Annotated in this window: 1 protein-coding gene; it reads right to left on the bottom strand. The window is 67.1% G+C overall.

Annotation, left to right across the window (positions count from 1 at the left end; genetic code table 11):
- Positions 1 to 149: 149 nt before the first annotated feature.
- Positions 150 to 21722, bottom strand: coding sequence for a hypothetical protein (locus tag E5A73_RS08295; RefSeq protein WP_135963352.1), 21573 nt, complete (start codon positions 21720 to 21722; stop codon positions 150 to 152).
- Positions 21723 to 21926 lie beyond the last annotated feature (204 nt).

The following is a 21926-nucleotide window of genomic DNA, read 5'->3' as shown; positions in this document are numbered from 1 at the left end:
GCCGGCGGCCGGGCCATGGCGGAATCCACACAGGTTCCGGGTCGGCATCCAGAGTGTCAAAGAGCGGTCGCCGAGCGGCAGCGCATCGATCCCAGCAGACGAAATCCTACATTGCAAGGGGCGATCAGAACCTTCGCTACACGCCCCGATCAGGGCAGCGGGTTGGTCGGCGTCTGTGCCGTGCCCGCACTGGGCCCGGTCGCCGTACCCGTCAGGCTGACCGCGATATTGGCGGCGGTGGCGCCCGGCGTGTTGCCGTTGGCGTTCCAGGTGGCCACCGCATCGTCTTCGATCCCCGCGCCGCCCTCGACGAAGCCCTGCAGGAAGATCCGCGGATCATGGGTGTTGTCGAGCTCCGACACGCGCAGGCGCAGCAGATTGGGGGCTGCGGTGGCGGTCAGGTTGTTGTTGGCGATGTTCGCATAGATCTGGTTGGTCTCGATGTTCGATCCCGACGACGAACCGCTCTGGATGTTGATGTCGGCGAGCGTGTTCACATCGGTCGAGTCGATGACGTTGCCGGTCAGCGTCAGGTCGAGCCGCGCGCTTCCCTCGCGTGCGATCACATCGACGGCCGAGCTGTTGTTGCCCGCGCCCTGCGCGAGGGAATTGCCCATAATCGCGACCGTGAGGTGCGAGCTCTCCTGCGCGAGCAGCCGAACGTTGCTGCCATAAGCGCCGGTCACGGCGGGGTTTTGGTTGTTATAGTTCGAGATATTGGCGTTGTTGGCGACCCGGCCCATCACATTGGCGCTTAGGAAAGAACTGATGTTGACCGCCGAGCCGCCGCTCGAGCGGATCGTCGGGTTGCCGATGATGTTGAACCGCACGGTCGCGGTGTCGTTGCCGTTGATGTCGATGCCGGTGCCGATCCCGGTGCCGCTGTCGATGACATTGTTGGTGATGTCGACGCTGAGCACCGAATCGTCTTCGCCGATGATCTGCATCGCTTGGGTGCGGATCCGCAGGAAATCGCTGTCGAGGATGTCGATGTTCGTGGTCGGCGTTCCGGCGGCATTGCTGAAGCTGCGGAACTGGAAGCCGCCTTCGCCGATCCCGCTGGTCTGGGTATCGCGGAAGATCACGTTGTTCAGCGTCAGGTTGAGGTTCACATCGGTGTTGACGATGTCGAGGCTGTTGGTCTCCGACAGCGCGATCTCGGTGTTGGTCAGCGACGACGTGCCCGAAAGGTTGCTGAACTCGATGCCGCTTTCGTTCGCGCCGTCGCCGGCACCGGTGATCAGGCTGTTGTTGAGCTGGAAGTTGCTGACGTTGATCCCGGTGATGCCGTTGTCGGCGATCGTGCCGGTGATGTTGATATTGTCGAACACCGCGGTCGCGACGCCGCTCAGATAGATCGCGCCGTTGGCGGTGGTGAGGTCGAGATCCTGCCCCGCCGCCTGCCCGGTGGTGCTGGCATTGGTCAGGTTGAGGTTGGCGATGTTTACCAGCGCAGTGTTGAGCAATTCGATTCCGCGCTGGGTGATGTTCTGGATCGTGCCGCCCGAGCCATCGGTGGTGCCGGTGCCGGTGACGGTGAGCCCCCCCGCCCCGCCCGTGGTGTTGAGCACGATGCCGCGGGAGCCGCCATTCGCCGAGATCGACAGGAAGTTGAGCCCGCCCGCGGCGATGTTGGTGTTGATGAGGTTGAGCGCGATCCCGCCGACCGAAGTGATCGTGTTGTTGGTCCCCTGGATCGTCAGCGAGCCCGCGCCCGCATTGGTCGAGGTGCCGGTGACGCCGCGCCCGGTGGTCGTGTCCACATCGAGATTGCCGCCGGTGAACGACACTGCGGCGCCGGTGCCGGCAGTGTTGTCGAACTGGATCGCGTTGTTGGCGCCGGTGCTGAGCGTCTTGTTCGCCCCCGAGAAGGTGATGCCGCCGCCGCTATTGTTGCTGAGCAGGATGCCGTTGGCGGCGCCGCCGGTGGCGGAAATAGTGTTCGAGAAAGTGACCGCGCCGCCGGTGTGGCTGCTCACCTCGACGACGTTGCCTGCGGTCGTCTTGGTGATCGACGCGGCGACGGTGACGGCGCCCCCACCGGCAGTTACGTTGACACCGTCTCCAGCGACGCCTGAGCCGATGGAGCCGCCGTTGATCGTGATCGCGCCGGTCGCGCCTGCCGCTCCGATGACCGAGACGCCATGCGCAGTGGTGTTGTTGATGGTCACGCCGGTGAAGGTGACCGTTCCGTTGCCCGAACCGTTGATCTCTATGCCGTCGCCGCCGATCGTGCCCGTGCCGATCGTCGTCGCGCCGAAGCCGACATTCGCGGCCGAGCCGTTGCCGATGAAGATGCCGTCGCCGGCGGTGGTGGCGGCGATGCTGGTGGTGCCGCCGCTGAAAGCGCCGCCGCCGACGCTGTCGAAATTGTTGAGGTTGATCGCGATCCCGGTGACGGTGCCGGTGCTCTGCAGCGACGCGAAGTTGATCCCGCCGGCGCCGGCGCTCACCCCGGTGAAGTTCAGGATCTGGCCGGTGGCGGTCTGGATGCTGTTGCCGGTGCCGGTGATGATGACCGTGCCACCCCCGGTCGCGCTGATGCCGCCGCCGCTGGTGGTGACGATATCGAAGCCGTTTCCGCCGCCCGCGGACGCGAAGTTGACCGTCGCGCCGGCGTTGTTGCTCAGCGTCACGGCCGTGTTCGCGCCGGTGTTGAGGCTGACCGTCTGCCCGGTGAAATTCACCGTGCCGCCGGTGTTGTTGGCGATGCTGATGCCGAGGCTGGTATCGGTGACGTCGCCGGAGAGCGTCACAGTGCCGCCTGTACGATTGGTCGCCTCTAGCGAGCGCGCGGCGGCGCCGCTGGTCGTGATCGTCCCGGCATAGGTAAAGTCGAGCGCGTCGCCGGTGAGCGAGACACCGCGCGTGGTCGCGGTGATCGCGCCGCCGCCAAGGTTGACTGTGCCGCCGAGCGTCCCCGCAGTGCGCTGGACGACCACGCCGTTCGCGCCGCTGGTGTTGCTCGCCGATGCGAAGGTCAGATTGAGCGTGGTGGTGGTCGCGCCGGTGCTAGTGACGTTCAGCAAGGTGCCGCTCGTCGTGCCGATCGAGTTGCCCGCGCCGAGCACATTGACGATCCCGCCGCCGGTAATGTTGAGCGCGGTGCCGGTAGTCCCGCTGATGTCGAGCCCAGTTCCGCCGGCGTTGAAGGTGATCGTACCGCCATCGTTGCCGGTCAGGTTCACAACCTGCGCGGCCGAACTGGCGATCGCCGTCGTGCCGTTGAAGACGATCGACCCGCCATTGCTGTTGGCCACCGAGATCGCGGTGCTGCCATTGGCGCTGCTGCTGATCGCCCCGTTAAAGGTCGCGGTGCCCGCATCGTGGCCGTCGATCTCGACTGCGGCGCCATTATTGTCGGTGATCGTGCCGTCGAAGGTCAGATTGGCGCTGCTGAGCAACGAAAGGGCGTTGCCCGCAGCATTGTGAGTCAGCGTGGTGCCCGAGCCGAAGGCGAAGGTGCCGGTTGCGCCGCCCAAGATGTCGATCCCGGCATCGCCCCCGTTGAGGGTCGTGGTTCCGGTGAAGTTGTAAATGCCGTCGGCGTTGCTGAACTGCAGCCCCGTGCCGTTGGTCGCGTTGATCAATCCGGCAAAGGCGAAGGTGCCGACGGTGTGGTTACCGGTAAAGTTCAGCGTCAGTCCACTCGTCGCCTGGACGATCGAGCTTGCCGCGTCGAAGTTGAAGCCGGCAGTGCCGCCGCTGACGGTCAGCGCGGAGGTTGCCGCTCCCGTAATGTCGACATTGGCCGCGTTGATCGTGCCGCCGGCATTGGTGAACGACAGGCCGGTGGCCGCGCCGCTGATATTGACGTTGGTCAGCGTCGTCGTGCCGGTGGCGTTGTCGATCGTGATCGACGTGCCGGTCGCGCCGGTCGCGGTCACGTTGATGATCGTGCTGCCGGCGGCGTTGAGCAGCAGGTCGTTGGTGTTGCCGGAGAAGGTGACGGTGTCGATCAGGGTGTTGGTCGACGGCGTGATTTCGATGCCGTAGCCGCCCACCGCAGCGAAGTTCTGGATCGTCATGAAGTTGACGATGGTCCCCGTGGCGCCCACCCCGTCGGCGATGCCGCGCAGCGCGCCGGCCGGGCCACCATCGAGGATGAAGCCCGAGATGCGGTTGCCGCTCGCGCCGAGCGTGATCACGTTGGCGCCCGCCGCCGAGGTGAGCGTCGCCGCGCCATTGCCGGTCGGATCGGCGATGTTGATCGTGTTGCTGGAGAGCTGGATCGTCGCGGGGACGACCAGAGTGAGCGCCAACGGTCCCTGGCCGAAACCGCGCACCTGAGTGTCGGAAAGCAGATTGAGCGTGTCGTTGCCGTTCGAACCCGCGGCGCTGATCGCATTGGTATTGTTTATCAGCACGATAACGTCCGTGGCGCCGAGCACGAGCTCGGCCGCTCCCAGCGTCATCGGATTGGCGCCGTCCGCACCCGATCCGTTACCGCCGCCGGTCGCGCCGTTCGAATCGACGAACCAAGTCCGGCCGACGCCGAAGCCGAGCCCGGGGCTCGCGACGAAGGTGACGTCGGTGAAGTTGTAGGTCCCGGCGACGGGGGCCGCCGCCGCGTTGATCGCGGTCGCCGCGGAGATGGTGGAGGTGCCGTCGCTCGCCGACTCGCCGTCGCCATAAATGAAGGTCGCGTCGGTCGCGGCGTTGAGCCAGACGCCGGTATTGACGCCCGAGATAGTCGAGGTGGCGCCGCCGACCGCCGTGTCGCCGAGCCGGATCACCTGCCCGCCGGTGGTACCGCGCAGGTCGACGGCAACCGAGGTGCCCGCCGCGGCCGAATTGGTGATGTCGAAATCGCCCGCGGTGATCGCCGCGGAAAGCGTGGCGCCGTTAAGGTCAACCCCGATGGCAGCGTTGTTATTGAGGCCGATGTCGAGATCGGCGATCGTCAGCGCCGCGCCGAGCGTGCCAGTGACGTCGATACCACGGCTGAGCACGCCCTGCAGGCTGACCGTGCCGAGCGTGATCGCGCCGCCGCCCGCCGATCCGACATTGGTCAGCGCGATACCGGTGGCGATGGTGGTCGGCGCGCTCACCGTCGCGAAATTGATCCCGCCGGCACCGACCGTAACCCCATCCAGCAGGAGGACCTGCGTGCCGTTGGTGCTGATCGTGTTGCCGCTGCCGGTGATGTTCACCGTGCCGCCGGCCGTTGCGGACAGGCCGGTCGTGCTGCTGGTGATCGCCATCCCGCCGCCGGTGAAGTTGATCGTCGCGCCGGTGTTGTTGTTCAATTCGATGCCGGGTGTGGCACCGCCGTTGATCACATTCCCGGCGCCCGAGAAGGTGATCGTGCCGCCGCTATTGTTCAGGATCGACCAGCCGGTGGCGGCGCCGCCCGACTGGATGAAGCCGCCGAAGTCGATGCTGCCGCCGGTGCGGTTGGTCACCTGCACGGCACCCCCCGCGGTGTTCTTGAAAATCCCGGCATCGATCGTGATCGCGCCGCTGCCGCCGTCGATATTGACTCCGTTGCCGGCAGGATCGTTGAGGTTGCCGATGGTGCCGCCGCTGACCGTCACCGTCCCGTCGGAACCGGTGATCAGGATGCCGTGGCTCGCAATATTGTCGATGGTGACGCTGGCGAAGCTGATCGCGCCGTTGCCCGCGCCGTTGATCTCGATGCCCTCGTCGCTCTGGCCTCCCATCGTTACGGCGCCGAAGCTGATGGCCGAGCTCGAGCCGCCGCCGATCCAGATGCCGTCGCTGGTCGCGCCGCTGGTCGCGCCCAACGAAACCGTGCCGCCGCTGAACGCGCCACCGTCGAGATTGTTGATCCGGATCGCGGTATTGGCGACGGTGCTGGAGTAGCCCAGCGAGGCAAAGTTGAGTCCGCCCGCGCCCGCGATCACGCCGTCGAGATCGAGGAGCTGGCCGGTCGTGGTGGAGATCGAATTGCCCGCCCCGGCGATCCGGATCGTGCCGCCGCCCGAGGCAGTCAGCCCCGCGCCGCTGGTGGTGACCACATCGACCCCGGTTCCGCCGCCCGCGAAGCTGATCGTCGCCCCGGCATTGTTGGTGAACGACAGGCCGGCGCCGCTGGTGTTGTTGATGCCGACCGCGCCGTTGAAGGCAGCGACGAGCGGTGTCGCCTGCGCGGTATTGTCCTGGATGGCGATGCCCGCGGTGGTGGCACCGGTGACGTTGACCGCCCCGGTGACGGTGAAGCTGCCGTCGACCTGATCGAGCAATATGCCATAGGTGCCGCCGGTCGCGGTGACGCTCGCCAGCGTGATGTTGACGGCGAGCGGATCCATGTTGACCGCCGTGCCGTTGGTCGTGTCGACCGAACCGTCCAGCGTGGTCAGCAGGAAGTTGTTCGCCTTCGAATTGGCGACCAGCAGGCCGGTGCCACCGTTGTTGGCGATGTCGATATCGGTGAAGGTCAGCGCGCCCGAAACGTTGGTCAGGCTGAGCCCGTCTCCCTGCACGCGTGCGCCGGAGGTGCCGATCGTCAGCGCGCCGGCATTGACTGCCTGGATGCCGGCGGTCGCCAGATCGCTGTCGAAGGTGACGGTGTTGAACACAAGGCCCGCGGTCTCGCCGCCTGCGGTGTTGATGCTCAGGTTCGACAGGCCGGTGACGGTCAGCGTGCCGCCGGTGCCGTTGAGGTTGAGCAATGCGCCGGCCTGATTGCCCGCATTGGCCAGCGCCAGATTCTGGAGATTGACGATGCGCGCAAAAGCGCCCGAACGGAGGTCCACCGCCGCGCCGCCGCCGGAGATCGTGCTGTTGCGGATCGTCGCGGTTCCGGCATTGGCATTGGCGAAGACGCCCGCGCCCGTACCGGTGTTCGAGACCACGACGCCGTCGACTACGCTGGTACCACCAAGTTGCACGGTGCCGATGGCATTCGCCGAGGTCAGCAGCGGCGCGCCCGATCCGCTGTTGGGATTGGTGATCGTGCCGGTGGTGATGTTGAACACGAAGACATTGGGCGGCGCACCGCCGCCGACATTAAACGTGTCGGTGTCGCGGAAGCTCAGCAGCGACTGGCCGTCGGCGAGCGAGAGCGTGCCCGAAAGCGTGTCGAAGCTGCCCGCCCCGGCCTGGGTATCGAGCAGGACGATGAAGCTTGCGGTCGAGGCATCGGCCGCCGCGAGGCTGCCGGGGTCCAACCGACTGCCCACGCCGCTCGCCCCTGCCCGGACGAAGAAGGCGCTGACCTCGAGCGGGCTGGTGTCGCCGACGAGAGTCACGTCGCGGAAATCATAGGACCCGGTGGCGCCGTTCATACCGGCGATGACGATCGGCGTGGTGGCGTCGATCGTCGAGGCGGCCAGATCGGCGTCGATGTTCGAACCGTCGCCATAGCGGAAGGTGCCGGAGCGCGAGGCGTTGGTGAGGTCTACGCCGATACCTACCCCGGTGATCGCGCTGCTTTCGCTGACGATGAAGGCGCTGCCGCTGGTATTGCCGGTGAGATCGATGCCGCGTGTGCCGACCGCCGAGGCGCCGTCGACGTCGAGCGTCGCGAAGAACACGTTGCTCAGCCCGGTCAGGCGCGCGTCGACGCCGCGCGCGCCGGCCTGCAGTCCGGTGACGTCGATATTGCCGAAGTCGAGCAGCACGGTATTGCCCGTACCGATCAGGATGCCGGCGACCGTCGCGCCGTCGATCGTGCCGTCTCCCACAGTGAGCGTGCTGGTGAGCCCCGACGCCGAGATCCCGGTCGCGCTCGCGCTCACGTCGACGGTGCCGATCGTGATCGCGGCGCTGTTCGAAGTCAGCGCGATTCCAGTCCCCACGGCGCCCGACACGGTGACGTTGCCGAGGTCGACGAAGGTGCTCGAATTGTGGAGCGAGACGCCCGTTCCGGTCGCGCCGGCAACCGTGATGCTGCCGAAGCTGAGTGTCCCGAAGCCGGTGATCAGGCCAAGATCGACGCCGCCGCCGGTCGCCGTCGACGTCACATCGGTGAAGCCGAGATTGGCGCCGCCGATGAGCACGTCGTTGATCGTCAGCAAAGCGCCGGAGCCGCTGTGGGTCACGCTGTTGCCCGAGCCGGTCACGGTCAGCGCGCCGGCACCCGCGCCGCTCAATGCCAGGGCAGTGTTCGTTCCGCTGGCCGACAGAGTGAGGTTGGTCAACGTAGCCGAGGCGGCGGCAGCCCCGTCCGTCAGGCGAAGCGCGATTCCGCCGCCCGAGAAGGTCGCGTTCGAAAGCGTCACGCCCGATACGCCGCTGCCCTGCACCGCGGCCTGCCCGCTCACGCCCTGGACGAACACGCCATCGACGGAGGCATTGTTGGCCAGGATCAGCGTTGCAGCCGCGCCGGTGGTGGCCAGGATCGGCGCGCGGTCGACGGGCAGATCCCCCGCCACGCCGAATGGATTGACCACCTGTCCTGGCGTCACGCCGGTCAGGATCAGGTTGGCGGGCGCGCCGCCCGGCAGGGCGATCGTGTTGCCGTCGCGGAAGCTGCGCAACGCCTGATTGGCATCGAGCACCAGCGAATCGTTGCCGTTGCTGCCCAGCGCGTCGAGCAGGTCCTGCCCGCCGGTGGGGTCGTTGAGCAGGACGATGAAGTCGGCGGTCGCCGCTTCGGCACCCGCGAGGCTGCCGGGATCGGCAAGCGTGCCGGCACCGGTCGCCCCGGCGAGCACGTAATAGACGGTCGCCGAAGTCGCGAGCGCGCTGGTGTCACCGACAAGGTTCACATCGGCGAAATTATAGGTGCCGATCGCGCCGTTGAGACCGGTGATGACAAGAGGCGTCGTAGCGCTGATCGTCGAAGCCACGTCGACCACGCTCTCGCCGTCGCCATATTGGAAGAGCCCGCTGCGCGACACGTTGGTCAGGTCAACGCCCACGCCGACGCCGGTGATCGCGCTGCTGTCGGTGACGACGAAGTCGCCGTCCCCGGTGTTGCCCGTCAAGTCGATCCCGCGCGTGCCGGTGGCCGAGGCGCCAGTGATGTCGAGCGTCAGGAAGCTGACGTCGCCAGCGCCCATGTTGCGCGCGTCGATCCCGCGGGCGCCGGCCGGCACCCCGGTGATGTCGACATTGCCGAAGGTTATCGTGCCGCTATTGCCGGTGCCGAACAGGATGCCCGCAACGGTGGCGCCGCCGATGGTGGCGTCGCCTACGGTCACTGCGCCGGTGAGGTTGGCGGCCTGGATGCCGGTGGCGCTGCCACTTATGTTGACGATGCCGATCGTGGTCGTACTGCTATTGTCCGCGAGGTCGATGGCCGCGCCGGTGGCGCCGGATACGGTCACGTTGCCGAGATCGACCGTCGCGCTCGAATCGGTGAGCAATACGCCCGCGCCCGTCGCGCCATTGAGCGAGATGCTCGAGAAGCTCAGCGTGCCGGCGCCGCCGATCGACAGCAGGTCGACGCCGCCGCCCGTGGCAGTCGCTATCGCCGCGTCGAAACTCAGGCCGCCGGCGGCGATCGCGACGTCGCTGAGCGCGACCAACTGACCGGAGCCGCCCTGCGACACGTTGAGCCCCGCACCCCCCAGCGTCAGCCCGCCCGCCCCTGCTCCGCTCAGGTTCAGCGCGGCGCTGGCACTGGTGACCGAGATGGTGAGGTTGGTCAGCGTCGCCGACGCTGCTGCGCCGCCGTCAAGGAGCGACAGGCCGCCGCCGGCACCGACGAGCGTCGCGTTCGAGATCGTCACGCCCGACACGCCGGAACCGAAGATCGCCGCATTGCCCGCCACGCTCTGCACGAATACGCCACCGACGAAGCTGTTGTTGGCCAGCGTGACGGTATTGGCGGCACCGGTGGTGGTGAGGATCGGCGCACGATCGGCCGCAGTCGGTGCGGAGGCGGCGTAAGGATTGACCACCTGCCCTGGCGTCACGCCGGTCAGGATCAGGTTGGCGGGCGCGCCGCCCGGCAGGGCGATCGTGTTGCCGTCGCGGAAGCTGCGCAACGCCTGATTGGCATCGAGCACCAGCGAATCGTTGCCGTTGCTGCCCAGCGCGTCGAGCAGGTCCTGCCCGCCGGTGGGATCGTTGAGCAGGACGATGAAGTCGGCGGTCGCCGCTTCGGCACCCGCGAGGCTGCCGGGATCGGCAAGCGTGCCGGCACCGGTCGCCCCGGCGAGCACGTAATAGACGGTCGCCGAAGTCGCGAGCGCGCTGGTGTCGCCGACAAGGTTCACATCGGCGAAATTATAGGTGCCGATCGCGCTGTTGAGACCGGTGATGACCAGAGGCGTGGTAGCGCTGATCGTCGAAGCCACGTCGGCCACGCTCTCGCCGTCGCCATATTGGAAGAGGCCCGGGCGCGACGCATTGGTCAGGTCGACACCCACGCCGACCCCGGTGATCGTGCTGCTGTTGGTGACGACGATGTCGCCCGCGCCGGTGTTGCCGTTGAGGTTGATGCCGCGGCTGCCCGTGACCGAGGTGCCCGTGACGTCAAGCGTGTTGAAGGTCACGTCTCCGGTCGCGCCGGTGAGGTTCACTGCAGTTTGGCCGTTGCCGATATCGCCGATATCGACGTCACCGAAGGTCAGGGCGCCGCCCGAACCGTTGACCACCGCGATCGAGGCGCCGCCCGAAAGTGCGAATGAGCCGAAATCGTAGACGCCGTCCGCATTGTTGAAATTGATGCCGAGACCGTTGGTGACGTTCAGCGTGGCCAACGTCATGTCGAGCGTGCTCTGATCGTCGAGCGCGGCAAAGGCGACCCCGATGCTCGAGGCCAGCGTGCCGGAGAAGGTCACGGTCGCCGTCGAGTTGGCCAGCGACAGCCCCAGCACCGTCGCGTTGACGCTGGTGCCCGATCCGAAATCAAAGGCTCCGCTCGAACCATTGCCGATGGCGATGCCGCCCGAAACCCCCGAAAGCGTGGTGGTGCCGGTGAAATCATAGATGCCGTCGGCATTGTCGAACCGCACGCCGCTGCCATTGGTCAGATTGAGCGTGCCGGTCTGGAAGGTGATCGTGCCGCTCGTGTGATTGGCGATGTCGATCGCGAACTGCCCTGCGGTGGCGTAGGTCAGGCCGCCGGAATAGGTGATGTCGGCAGTCGCGTTCTGAACATTGAACCCCGTGCCGCTCGGGCTGGTGATCGAAATGCCCGTACCAAAGGTGAAGACCCCGTCCGAACCGTTGAGAATGTCGATACCGGCATCGCCGCCGTTCAGCGTCGCAGTGCCGGCGAAGGTGTAGGCGCCGTCGGCATTGTCGAACTGCAGCCCGGTGCCGTTGGTGACGTTCAGGCTGCTCAGCGGCTCGAAGGAGATCGTTCCGGCCGAGTGATTGAGGATCGAGACCGCGGCATTTCCCGCCGTGGCATAGGTCAACGTGCCCGAATAGGTGACCGCCGCGGTCGAGTTTCGGATGTCGATGCCGATCCCGCTCGGACTGGTGATCGCAGTGCCGCTGCCGAAATTGAAGGTCCCGCCCGAGCCATTGAGGATGTCGAGTCCGGCATCGCCGCCGTTGAGCGTGGTAGTGCCGGTAAAGCTATAAATGCCGTCGGCATTGTCGAACCGCAGTCCGGTGCCGCCGGTCGCGCCGAGCGTGCCCGAGAACACGGCGGTGCCGACGTCCCCGTTGCTCACCGAGACCAACGCCCCGGCGGTAATTCCGGTGATCCCGCCCGCATAATCGAACGCGCCGCTGCCGGTATTGGCGAGCGCGACGCCGGCGACCGTGGTTCCGACAATCGACGAAGCGCTGCCGAAGCTGAAATTGCCGCTTGTCGTGCCGAGGAGCGATATTCCCGAATCTGCGCCCGCCGCGACGGTGAGCTGGGAAACGTCCAGGGCGCGCCCGCCGGTGCCGACGCCGGCTACATTGCTCGCGCGCACGCCGAAGTCCGGGCCGGAATACGTGACGTTCGCGAGCTGGAGGTCGGCCGAGAGATTGGACAGATCGAGCGCCGAGCCCGAGGCCGCGATCACGGTGTCGATGGTTCCGCCGGTGATCGTCAGCGTGAAGCCGGCAGCGCCACCATCGGCGAAGATGCCGTCGCCGTCGGCGTTGAACACCGTCGCGCCGAGGCTGAGCGCGCCGGTCGCGCCATCGAGGACCAGACCGGCGCCCCCGACCCGGCTCGTCGAACTGCCGATGGCCACCGTGCCGACCACGGCCTGGAACCCCGCCGCAACCTGGTCCGCGTCGAAGATGACGTCTTCGCTGTGCAGCCCGCCGCCGCTGTTGCCGCCGGCGATGGTGATATTGGCGAGCTGCGAAACGGTCAGCTGGCCGCCGCCGCTCCCGATCAGCGAAAGCACGTCGCCGCTGCCGCTCGACAGGCCGAGGTTGCTGAACGCAACATCGGAGGCGACGCCGTTGTCGATGATCTCGATCGCGCTGACGCCGCCGAAGATCACGCTGTTGCGGATGGCGACTCCCGCCACGCCGGCGCCGTACACGCCCCTTGCGTCGAGATTGCCGATCTGGACGCCGTCGATCAGCGCGCCCGAGGCCAGGTTGACGGTGTTGGCACCGGCCTGGGTGGTGGTGAGCAACGCCGCGCCCGAACCCGCATAGGGATTGCTGACGGTGCCGCCAGCGATGCCGAACAGCACCAGGTTCGCCGGAGCGCCCCCGCCAACGCTCAGCGTGTCGCCGTTCAGGAAGCCCAGCAAACGCTGATTGGCCGCGAGATCCAGCGCGCCCCCCGCCGATGCGGCGTCGATCAGGTCCTGGCCGGCACCGGCCTGCGTATCGAGCAGGATGATGACGTCGACGCCCGATGCTTCGGCGGCGGCAAGGCTGCCCGGATCGCTGCGCGTGCCCGCACCGGTCGCACCGGCCTGGACCCAGAAGATCGTGCTGCTGGTCTGTAGCCCGGTGGTATCGCCGGTCAGCACGACATCGGCGAAATTGTACGTCCCCACCCCGGGGTTCAACCCGGCGATCGCGATCGGCGTGACTGCACTGATCGATGATGCTGCGCCATCGGCATCGACACTCGAGCCGTCGCCGTAGCGGAAGGTTCCGGTGATCGCGGCATTGGTGAGATCGACACCCACGCCGACGCCGGTGATGCTGCTGCTCTCGGTGATGATGATATTCGCGGCGGTGGTCGATCCGGTCAGGTCGATGCCGGTGCCGCCGCTGCCGGCGATGTCGAGCGTCTGGAACGTGACGTTGCCGGTCGCCCCGGTGAGGTCGACTGAGGTCTGGCCCGCGCCGAGACCGGCGATGTCGACATCCCCGAACGTGAAGCTGCCCGCCGAGCCATTGAGGACCGCAATTCCCGAACCGCCGGTCGTCGCGAACGCGCCGAACGCATAGGTGCCGTCGGCATTGTCGAAGCCGATGGTCGTGCCACCATTCAGGTCGAGCGTCGCACCGAAGAAGTCGATCGTGCCGACGCTATGATCGGTGATGCTGATCCCCGTGCCGCCGGACGCAGAGGCAGAGCCGAGATAGTCGATCGAGGCGGTCGAGTTCGACACCGCGAGCGCCGAGCCGCCGGTCGTGACGACCGTCGTGTCCGTCCCGAAGGTAAAGACGCCACCCGAACCATTGGCGATGATGATGCCCGCCGCGCCCGCGTCGAGCGTCGTGACACCGGTGAATTGATAGGCGCCGTCGGCATTGCCGAAATTGATGCCCGCCCCGGTGCTGACGTCGATGGGGCCGGTGAAGCTGATCGTGCCGCCCGAATGGTTGACGACGTTGATCGCAGCGAACCCGGCGCTCCCATAGGTGATCGTGCCGGCATAGCCGACCGACGCAGTCGAATCCTGGATGTCGACCGCGATCCCGCCGGGGCTGGTTATCGCTGTGCCGGAACCGAAGCTGAAGCTGCCCGCCGATCCGTTGAAAATGCGGATCCCGGCGGCAAGGGTGGAACTGCCGGTGAAATTATAAGTGCCGTCGGCATTGTCGAAGACGAGCCCGGTGCCGCTCGCCGCGTCGATCGTTCCGGTGAAGTTGACCGTGCCGTTATGGCCGCCGCTGACGTCGAGCACAGCATCGGCACCGGCGTAGTTGATGGCGCCTGCATAGGTGAAGATGCTGGCGCCGGTGTTGGAGAGCGTGATCGCGGCGGGGTTGGTAGTGGTGCCGATCGTCGAGCCCGCGCCGAAGCGGAAGCTGCCGGTGGCGCTGCCGGTCATGGCGATCGCCTGGGCGGCACCGTCGGCCACGGTCAGGCTGGCCACGTCGAGCGCCGATCCGCCCGCACCGATCCCGCCGACATTCTGGGTCCACACCCCGGTGGCGACCCCCGCATACGATAGCGAACCCAGCGTCACCGACGAAGACAGGTCCTGCAGGATCAGGCCGTAATCGGCGGCGCCGGCATTGATCGTGTCGATCGTGCCGCCGGCGACGCCGAGTCTGAATCCACCGGCGCCGCCCGCGGCGTAGAGGCCCGAACCGCCATCGGTCGCGATATCGAAGGTGAAGTCGGTCGCGCCTTCGGCCTGGTCGAGATACACGCCATTGCCGCCGATCCGCGCTGCTGTGGTGCCGATCTGGAGCGTGCCGGTGACGGCCTGATAGCCCGCGGTCGCCAGATCGGCGTCGAAGACCACGCCGACGCCGAGGATCCCTGAAGTCTCGCCATTGCCGCCGGCGATGGTGATGCCGTCGAGCCCGGTGATGGTGAGCGTGCCAGCACCGCTGCCGTCGAGATCGAGCACCGCGCCGCCCGACGAGGAAAGCTGGAGATTGCGCAGCCAGGCGCTGGCATTTCCGGCGCCGTCGGCCAGCAGGATCGCGCTCTGGCTGGCGCTGACCACGCTGTTGCGGATCGTGACGTTGGCGGCGCCGAGCGCGACGATGCCGGGTCCGTTCGGCGCGTCGACGATGATCCCGTCGACCAGCGTGTTCGACGCGAGGGTGAGCGGATTACCGGCCCCCGAATGCGTGAGCACCGGCGCGCCCGAGCCTGTGAACGGATTGACGATCTGCCCCGGGGTCAGCCCGAACAGCACCAGGTTCGCAGGCCCGCCGCCTGGCAGCGTCAGCGTATCGCCGTTCAGGAAGCCGAGCAGCGATTGCCCCGCGGTCAGATCGAAACTGCCGCCCGCATCGACGGCATCGAGCGTGTCCTGTCCGCCCGCCGGGTTGTTGAGCAATATGATGACCTGCGCGCCCGAAGCCTCGGCGCCGGGGAGGCTTCCTGGATCGGCCATCGTCCCCGCCCCGGTGGCGCCCGCGGCGACGAAATAGGTCGTGGCGGAAGTCACCAGCCGGCTGGTGTCGCCGATCAGGTTCACATCGGCGAAGTCGTAGGTTCCGACCGCACCGTTGAGGCCGGCGATCTCGATCGGCACGCTCGCGCTGATCGTCGAGGCGGCGCCGTCGGCATCGGTGTTGGAGCCATCGCCGTAGCGGAAGCTTCCGGTGATCGCGGCATTGGTGAGGTCGACGCCGATCCCGACCCCGGTGATGCTGCTGCTCTCGCTGACGATGATATTGGCGGCGGTGGTCGATCCGCTGAGGTCGATCCCCTTGCTACCGACGGTCGAAGTTCCGGCGATGTCCAGCGTCTGGAACGTGATGTTGCCGGTCGCCCCGGTCAGGTCGACGGCGATCTGGTTGGCGCCCACGCCAGTGATATCGACATTGTCGAAGCTGATCGCCCCGGCCGAACCCGCCACCGCGATTCCCGCGCCGCCCGAAAGCTGGACGTCGCCCAGCGTGCTGGTGCCGTCGGCTCCGAGGAACAGCAGCCCCGAGCCCGCGCTGGCACTGATAGTCGCCTGCGAGAAGTCGAGCACGCCGCCGGTCTGGCCGCTCACTACGAAATTGTCGGTGTTCAGCCCCTGGGTCAGGCTGCCCAGATACGTGACGTTGGCGTCCGAATTCTGCAGCACGAAGTTCGCGACCGCGCCATTGGTGACGCTGGTCCCCGCACCGAAGGCGAAGGTGCCCGACGAATCGCTCGCGACGTTGATCCCGGCATCGCCGCCGTGGAGCGTCGTGGTGCCGGTGAAGCTATAGGTCCCGTCGGCATCGAGGAACTGCAAGCCGTCGCCATCGGTGACGTCGATCGTTCCGTCGTGGAAACTGGCGGTGCCGGTGTGCCCGAGCGCCATGATGGTAGCGCTCGCGCCGACGCCGCTGGTGATGTTACCCGCATAGTCGATATTGGCCGCGCCGCCGAGCAGCACCGCCACGCCGACAGTGTCGGTAATCGCCGCATTGGCGAACACGTACTCGCCACCGCCGGAAAGGATCAGTCCGCCATCGGTGAGGTTGAGGTTGAAAACGTTGAGCACAGGTTGCCCGGCACTGGCCGCGCTGTTCGCGACCATGAAGATCCCGCCATCAGTGGCCGCGATACTACCGAAATTGAGCGTCAGCGCCGCGTTCTGGCCGGCGAGCGCGGTGCCCCCGAGGGTGTCGATCGATCCAGCCTCGACGATCGCGGTGAGCGCCCCCCCGCCGATCAGCTCGACGCCGACATCGTTGGCGTTGACGACGATCAGGCTGACGAGGTCGAGACTGCCGGCGCCAGTGATGCTGACTCCGACGCCGTCGACACGGGCGCTGGGGAAGCCGACGGCGAGCGCGCCGACGATACTTTGTGCTCCTGCGGTAGCAAGGTCGGCGTCGAACAGCACGTCAGTGGCGACCAAGCCGCCGGTTTCGCCGTTGCCGCCCTCGATGTTGATGCCAGTCAAGGCAGTTATGGCGAAAGTGCCGCCGCCGCTGCCGTCGATTTCGAGGACGTTGCCGCCGGCCGAGTGGAGCCACAGGTTGCTCAGCGCCGCGTTGGCCGCAGCTCCGCCGTCGACCAGGCGAATCGCGCCGGCCTGACCCGAAATTTCGCTGTTGCGGATCACCACATTGGCGGTACCGCTGCCGAAGATGCCCACTCCGGCACCTGCGCCGGACTGGACGATGACGCCGGCGATCACGTTTCCGCCGCCGAGCGTGACGGTGTTGGCGCCCGCGACGCTGGTGGTGAGGATCGGCGCGCCCGATCCGGTATAAGGATTGATGACCTGTCCCGGCGTGACGCCGAAGAGCAGCAGGTTGGCCGGCGCGCCGCCCGGCAGCAGCATCGTGTCGCTGCCGAGGAAGCTGAGCAGGCTCTGCCCCACGGTCAAGTCGAGCGAGCCGCCGGCGCCCGCGGCGTCGAGCACGTCCTGACCGCCGGCCGGATCGTTGAGTAGGATTATCGTGTTCGCCGGGGAGCCCTCGGCGCCGGCGAGGCTCCCCGGATCGGCGAGCGTACCGACACCGGTAGCGCCCGCCTTGACGAAATACAGCGTCGCCGAGGTAGTCAGCGTGCTGGTGTCGCCGGTGAGCACGACGTCGAGGAAATTATAGCTGCCCGTGCCCGCGTTGATGCCGGTGACGACGATCGGCGTGACTGCGCTGATCGACGACGCCGCGCCGTCGGCATCGATGTTCGAGCCGTCGCCATAGCGGAAATTGCCGGTAATCGCGGCGTTGGTCAGGTCGATGCCCACGCCGACGCCGGTGATGCTCCCGCTCTCGGCGGTCGTGAAATTGGTGGCGAACGTCGCGCCGGTCAAATCGATGCCGCGCGTGCCGGTGGTCGAGCTGCCCGAAATGTCGAGCGTGTTGAAGCTGATCGTGCCGGAAGCCGCGCGCGCCATGACGCCGGTACGGCCGGCACCGAGACCGGTGATGTCGACGGCGCCGAACGCGATCGCGCCAGTGCTCCCCGAACCGAGCACGATGCCCGAGGTGCCAACCCCCGAAATGCTGGTCGTCCCGGTAAAGCCGAGGCTGCCGTCGATGCCGGCGATTGAAACGCCCGCCGCCGAGGTGCCGTTGACGGTGAGGCCACCGATCGACACCACGCTGCCGGCTGCGACGCCGTCGACCCCTACCCCCACCGTGACGCCGCTGATCGCGCCGCTACCGATGGTAACCGCGCCGAGGCTGTTCTCGATCGCGAGGCCGGTGTTGCCCGCGCCGCTCACCGTCAGGCTGCCGATCGTCACTGCGCCATTGGCGGTCAGCTGGACGCCATCGCCGCCGACGCCGCTCGCGCTGATGCTCCCGATAGTGATCGCGCCGCTATTGTTCACCAGGCGGACCGCGTCTGCAGCACTGCCGCTCACGCTGATCGACTGCACGGTGACCGTGCTGCTGCTGTCGCTGATCGACACGCCCTCGCCCGCTGCGGTTCCGCCGACCGCGATGCTGCCGAACACCAGATCGCCGCCGCTGAGGTTCTGGACCGAAACCGCGCCGGCGGCGGCGGTGCCGGTGGATACTGCGCCGAAGCCGATCCCGCCCGAAGTCACGTCGGCCAGCGACAGCGCCGCGCTGCTGCCCGTCGCGGCGATGTCGACGTCCGCGGCGGACACTGTCAGCGTGCCGGCTCCCGCCCCGCTCAACGCGAGCGTCGTGCCCGAAGTCGAGGCGAGATCGAGATGCGTCAGTTGGACCGAACTGGCCGTGCCGCCGTCGCTGATCGCGATCGCGCCGGCCGCGCCGCTGATGCTCGAATTGACGATCCGGACATTGCTGACGGCGCTGCCCTCGACACCGACGTCGCCGCCGGCGTTGCGGATGACCAGGCCATCGATGCTGCTGTTGCTGGCGAGGTTGACCGTTGCGGATCCGGCCGCCGTGCTGGTCAGCACCGCGCCGCCCGAACCCGCATAGACATTGGTGATGCCGCTTGGGCCCAGCCCGCTGACGATCAGATTGGCGGGCAGACCCGCGCCGCTGACCGCGACGAAATCGCCGTTGAGGAAGCTGACCAGCGACTGGCCGGCGGCGAGATCGAACGATCCCCCCGCGCTCGCGGCATCGAACACGTCCTGACCGCCCGTGGGATCGTTGAGCAGCACGATATATTGCGCGCTCGAGGCATCGGCCCCGGCCAGACTGCCCGGATCGCTGCGGGTTCCCGCCCCGGTTGCCCCGACCTGCGCGTAATAGGCCGTGAAGCCCGCACCGGTCAGGTTGCTGGTGTCTCCGACGAGACGGACGTCGGCGAAATTATAGCTACCGTGCGAAGCGTTCATCAGCGTGATGACGATCGGGATGGTTGCCGAGATCGTGCTGTTCAAGACCGTCGCATCGCCGTCGCCGAAGCGGAACTGGCCGGTCATGTTCGCTTGCGTCAGGTCGACGCCGATGTCGACACCCTGGATGATGCTCCCGTTCAGGATCATCACATTGCCGGCATTCGTCGATCCGGTAACGTCGATGCCCGTCCCGCCGCCGGAGCCGGTGATGTCCAGCGTGGCGAACAGCACATTGCCCTGCGCGCCACGCACGTCGAGCCCGGTGAAATTGCCCAGTCCGGTGATGTCGACATCGCCAAAGGTGACCCCGCCCGGCACGTTGCCGATGACGATGCCGTTGGCGCCGGGATTGGCGATCGTCACCAGCCCGGTGAATGCGATCGAGCCGGCCAGCCCATCGAGCGAGATCGCCGTGCCGACCGTGCCGGTCAGCGTGATCGCGCCGAAGCTGATCGCCGAACCCGCCAGCGTGTCCTGCACCACGATTCCGCCGCCGCCGGTGATCGGCCCGGTAAAGCTGATCGTTCCGCTCGCGCTGAAGATCGCGACGATCGGCGAAGCGCCGGTCGTGTCGGTGATCGATCCGGCGAAGACCAAGCCGACGCTGCCGCCGCTGCCCGCGACGCCCTGCTCGCCGATCCGGACCGAATTGCCGCCGCTGCTGGTGATCGTCCCGCCATTGACGCGGACGATGCCGGTCGAGTTGAGGAAGACCAGCCCGTCGCCGCCGCTGTTCGAGATCGTCAGCGTGCCGATGGTGAGTGCGTTGCCGCCGGCCCCGCCGCCCTGCACGCTATCGAGGATCACGCCCGGCCCGCCCGCGCCGAGCGAAGCGACGCTGGCGAAATTGAGGTTGATCACCAGCGGATCCAGGTCGGCCGCGGTGCCGCCGACGGTGTCGATCGTGCCGTCGAGCGTCGCCAGCGTGAAGCTGTTGACCTTCGAATTGACGACATGCAGGCCAGTGGCGCCGCCATTGGCAATGTCGAGGTCGGCGAAGCTCAGGCTGCCGGTGACGTCGGTGAAAAAGGCACCCTGCCCGTTGACGCGCGCGGCTGCGGTGCCGATTTCCATCCGCCCGGCATTGACTGCCTGGGTGCCCGCGGTTCCGGTATTGGCGTCGAACGTCGCCGAGCGAACGCTTAGCCCGCCGGTCTCGCCGGAGCCGCCGCGGATCGTGATCCCCGACAAATTGGTTACGGTGACGGTGCCGGTGCCCGAACCGTCGATATCGAGAACGCTGCCGCCGGTCGCGGAGAGCGTCAGGTTGGACAGCGAGGCAGTGAGATTGGCACCGGCATCATTGATGTCGACCGCGCCCGCACCGCCCGAGATCGTCGAATTAGCGAGCGCGACGGTGCTGCCGCCATTGATCAACACCCCCGCGCCCGCACCGCCGCGGATCGTCAGCCCGGTGAGCGACACCGCGCCGAGCGTGTTGGTGAGCGAAAGCCCGGCGCCGCCGGTATTCTCGATCGTCACGCGATCGAGCCCGAACCCGCCGACTCCGTTGGCGGCAATGCCGACCCCCGCGCCGCGCACCGTGACGTCGCGTACCACCGAGCCCTGGCCCAGCGTCACCGCCGCACCGGCGGCGCTGGTTCCTACGACCACGCCATTGGTGCCGCCGAGCGCGAACGCAGTGGTTCTGCCGTCGATCAGGCGCACGTCGACGGCGCTGGCACCGCCGACCAGATATTGGTTGGCGGCCAGCGTCACCCCAGGCGTGGTGATGGTGCCGGCATTGCCCAACGCGACGACGACGCCGTTGGCGCCCGCGCGCGATACCGCATCGGCGATCGTCGTCGGGCTGGCCAGCGTTCCCGCGGCACCGGTCACCCCTGTGCCATTCGTATAATAGAATCCGCCGAACGCATTGCCGGTGCGCGCATCCACGGCGAAGCGGCTGGTCGTCAGATCGGTGTAGCGGCTGCCCGAACGCGCGAGATAGTCGCGGCGGACGCGGTCGCCCATCTGCCGGTCGAGACCGGTCGGAGTCGAGCCGCGGTCGCTCGCACGCGGCCCGAACGGAATCGACAACCGCACCGTCGCGCGGGCATCGGTGCCATAGCGATTATCGTGCTCGACCGTGCCGCCGAACGTGAAGCGCGCGCCGCTGTCACGATCCTCGATATCCATTTCGAGCCCGCCGCGCACTCCGCGGTAATTCTGGTCGGCATCCTTGTCCCAATAGTCGAAGCCGCCGGCCGAGGCGCGGATGCTGGCATTGTCGCCCACCGGCAAGCGCACGCCCGCCTCGCCGTTGAACCCCTGGAGCGGAATCGCCTCGAGCCGGAAGCCGCTGTACCGCTCGATCAGGCGGTTGCTCTCGAGCACCAAGGCGGCCGAGCCGCTGGCGGCGGGATCGATATAGCCGATCGTCCGGGTCTTGCTCAGCGGCAGGCGGTAATTGACTCGCACGTCGAACACCGAAGAGAAGCCCTCTAGCCCCAGCGACACCGCGGCCTGATCGCGCGAGCCGATATCCGAGCGGTAGAAGTCCGCGCCGACATTGGCACCGATCGCCACGTCTTCGCCCACGCGCACCCGCGCGCCGATCGTCGCCGAACCATTGCGGTCGAAGCGCTGATCATAGCCGATGCGGCCGTCGACATAGACCAGGCTCGAATCGGTCTGCGCGACCGGCGCGAACAGCGAAGTCGAGATGCCGATGTCCTTGCCGACTTGCGCATCGACTTCGGCACGCGGCTTCCAGGTCGGGGCGTCGCTGGTCTGTCCCCACGCAGGCGCCGCTGCGGCGAGCATGGCACCGGTCAGGCACGTCGAGAAAAGCCGCGCCTTGCTGCACTTCCGCATTTGGATCCGTCCCCTGCTCGCCGGTCGCGCAACCGCAACCAGCGCTCCCATCAAGCGCACGCGTTTACACGTCCGTCTCGGCGGACTTCACGAACTAGAGAGCGACCCCGGATCGGGGACTAGCACAGGGGGATATCCGCAACAAGCGAGTGCTAAGTATCTATACAGATAGTTTAAGACGATCCATCGGATTCACGCCAAGTG

The sequence above is a fragment of the Sphingomonas gei genome (assembly GCF_004792685.1).
Taxonomy (GTDB): Bacteria; Pseudomonadota; Alphaproteobacteria; order Sphingomonadales; family Sphingomonadaceae; genus Sphingomonas; species Sphingomonas gei.
Note: the sequence above shows the minus strand (reverse complement) of the source record. Positions and strands in the feature narration are given on the sequence as shown.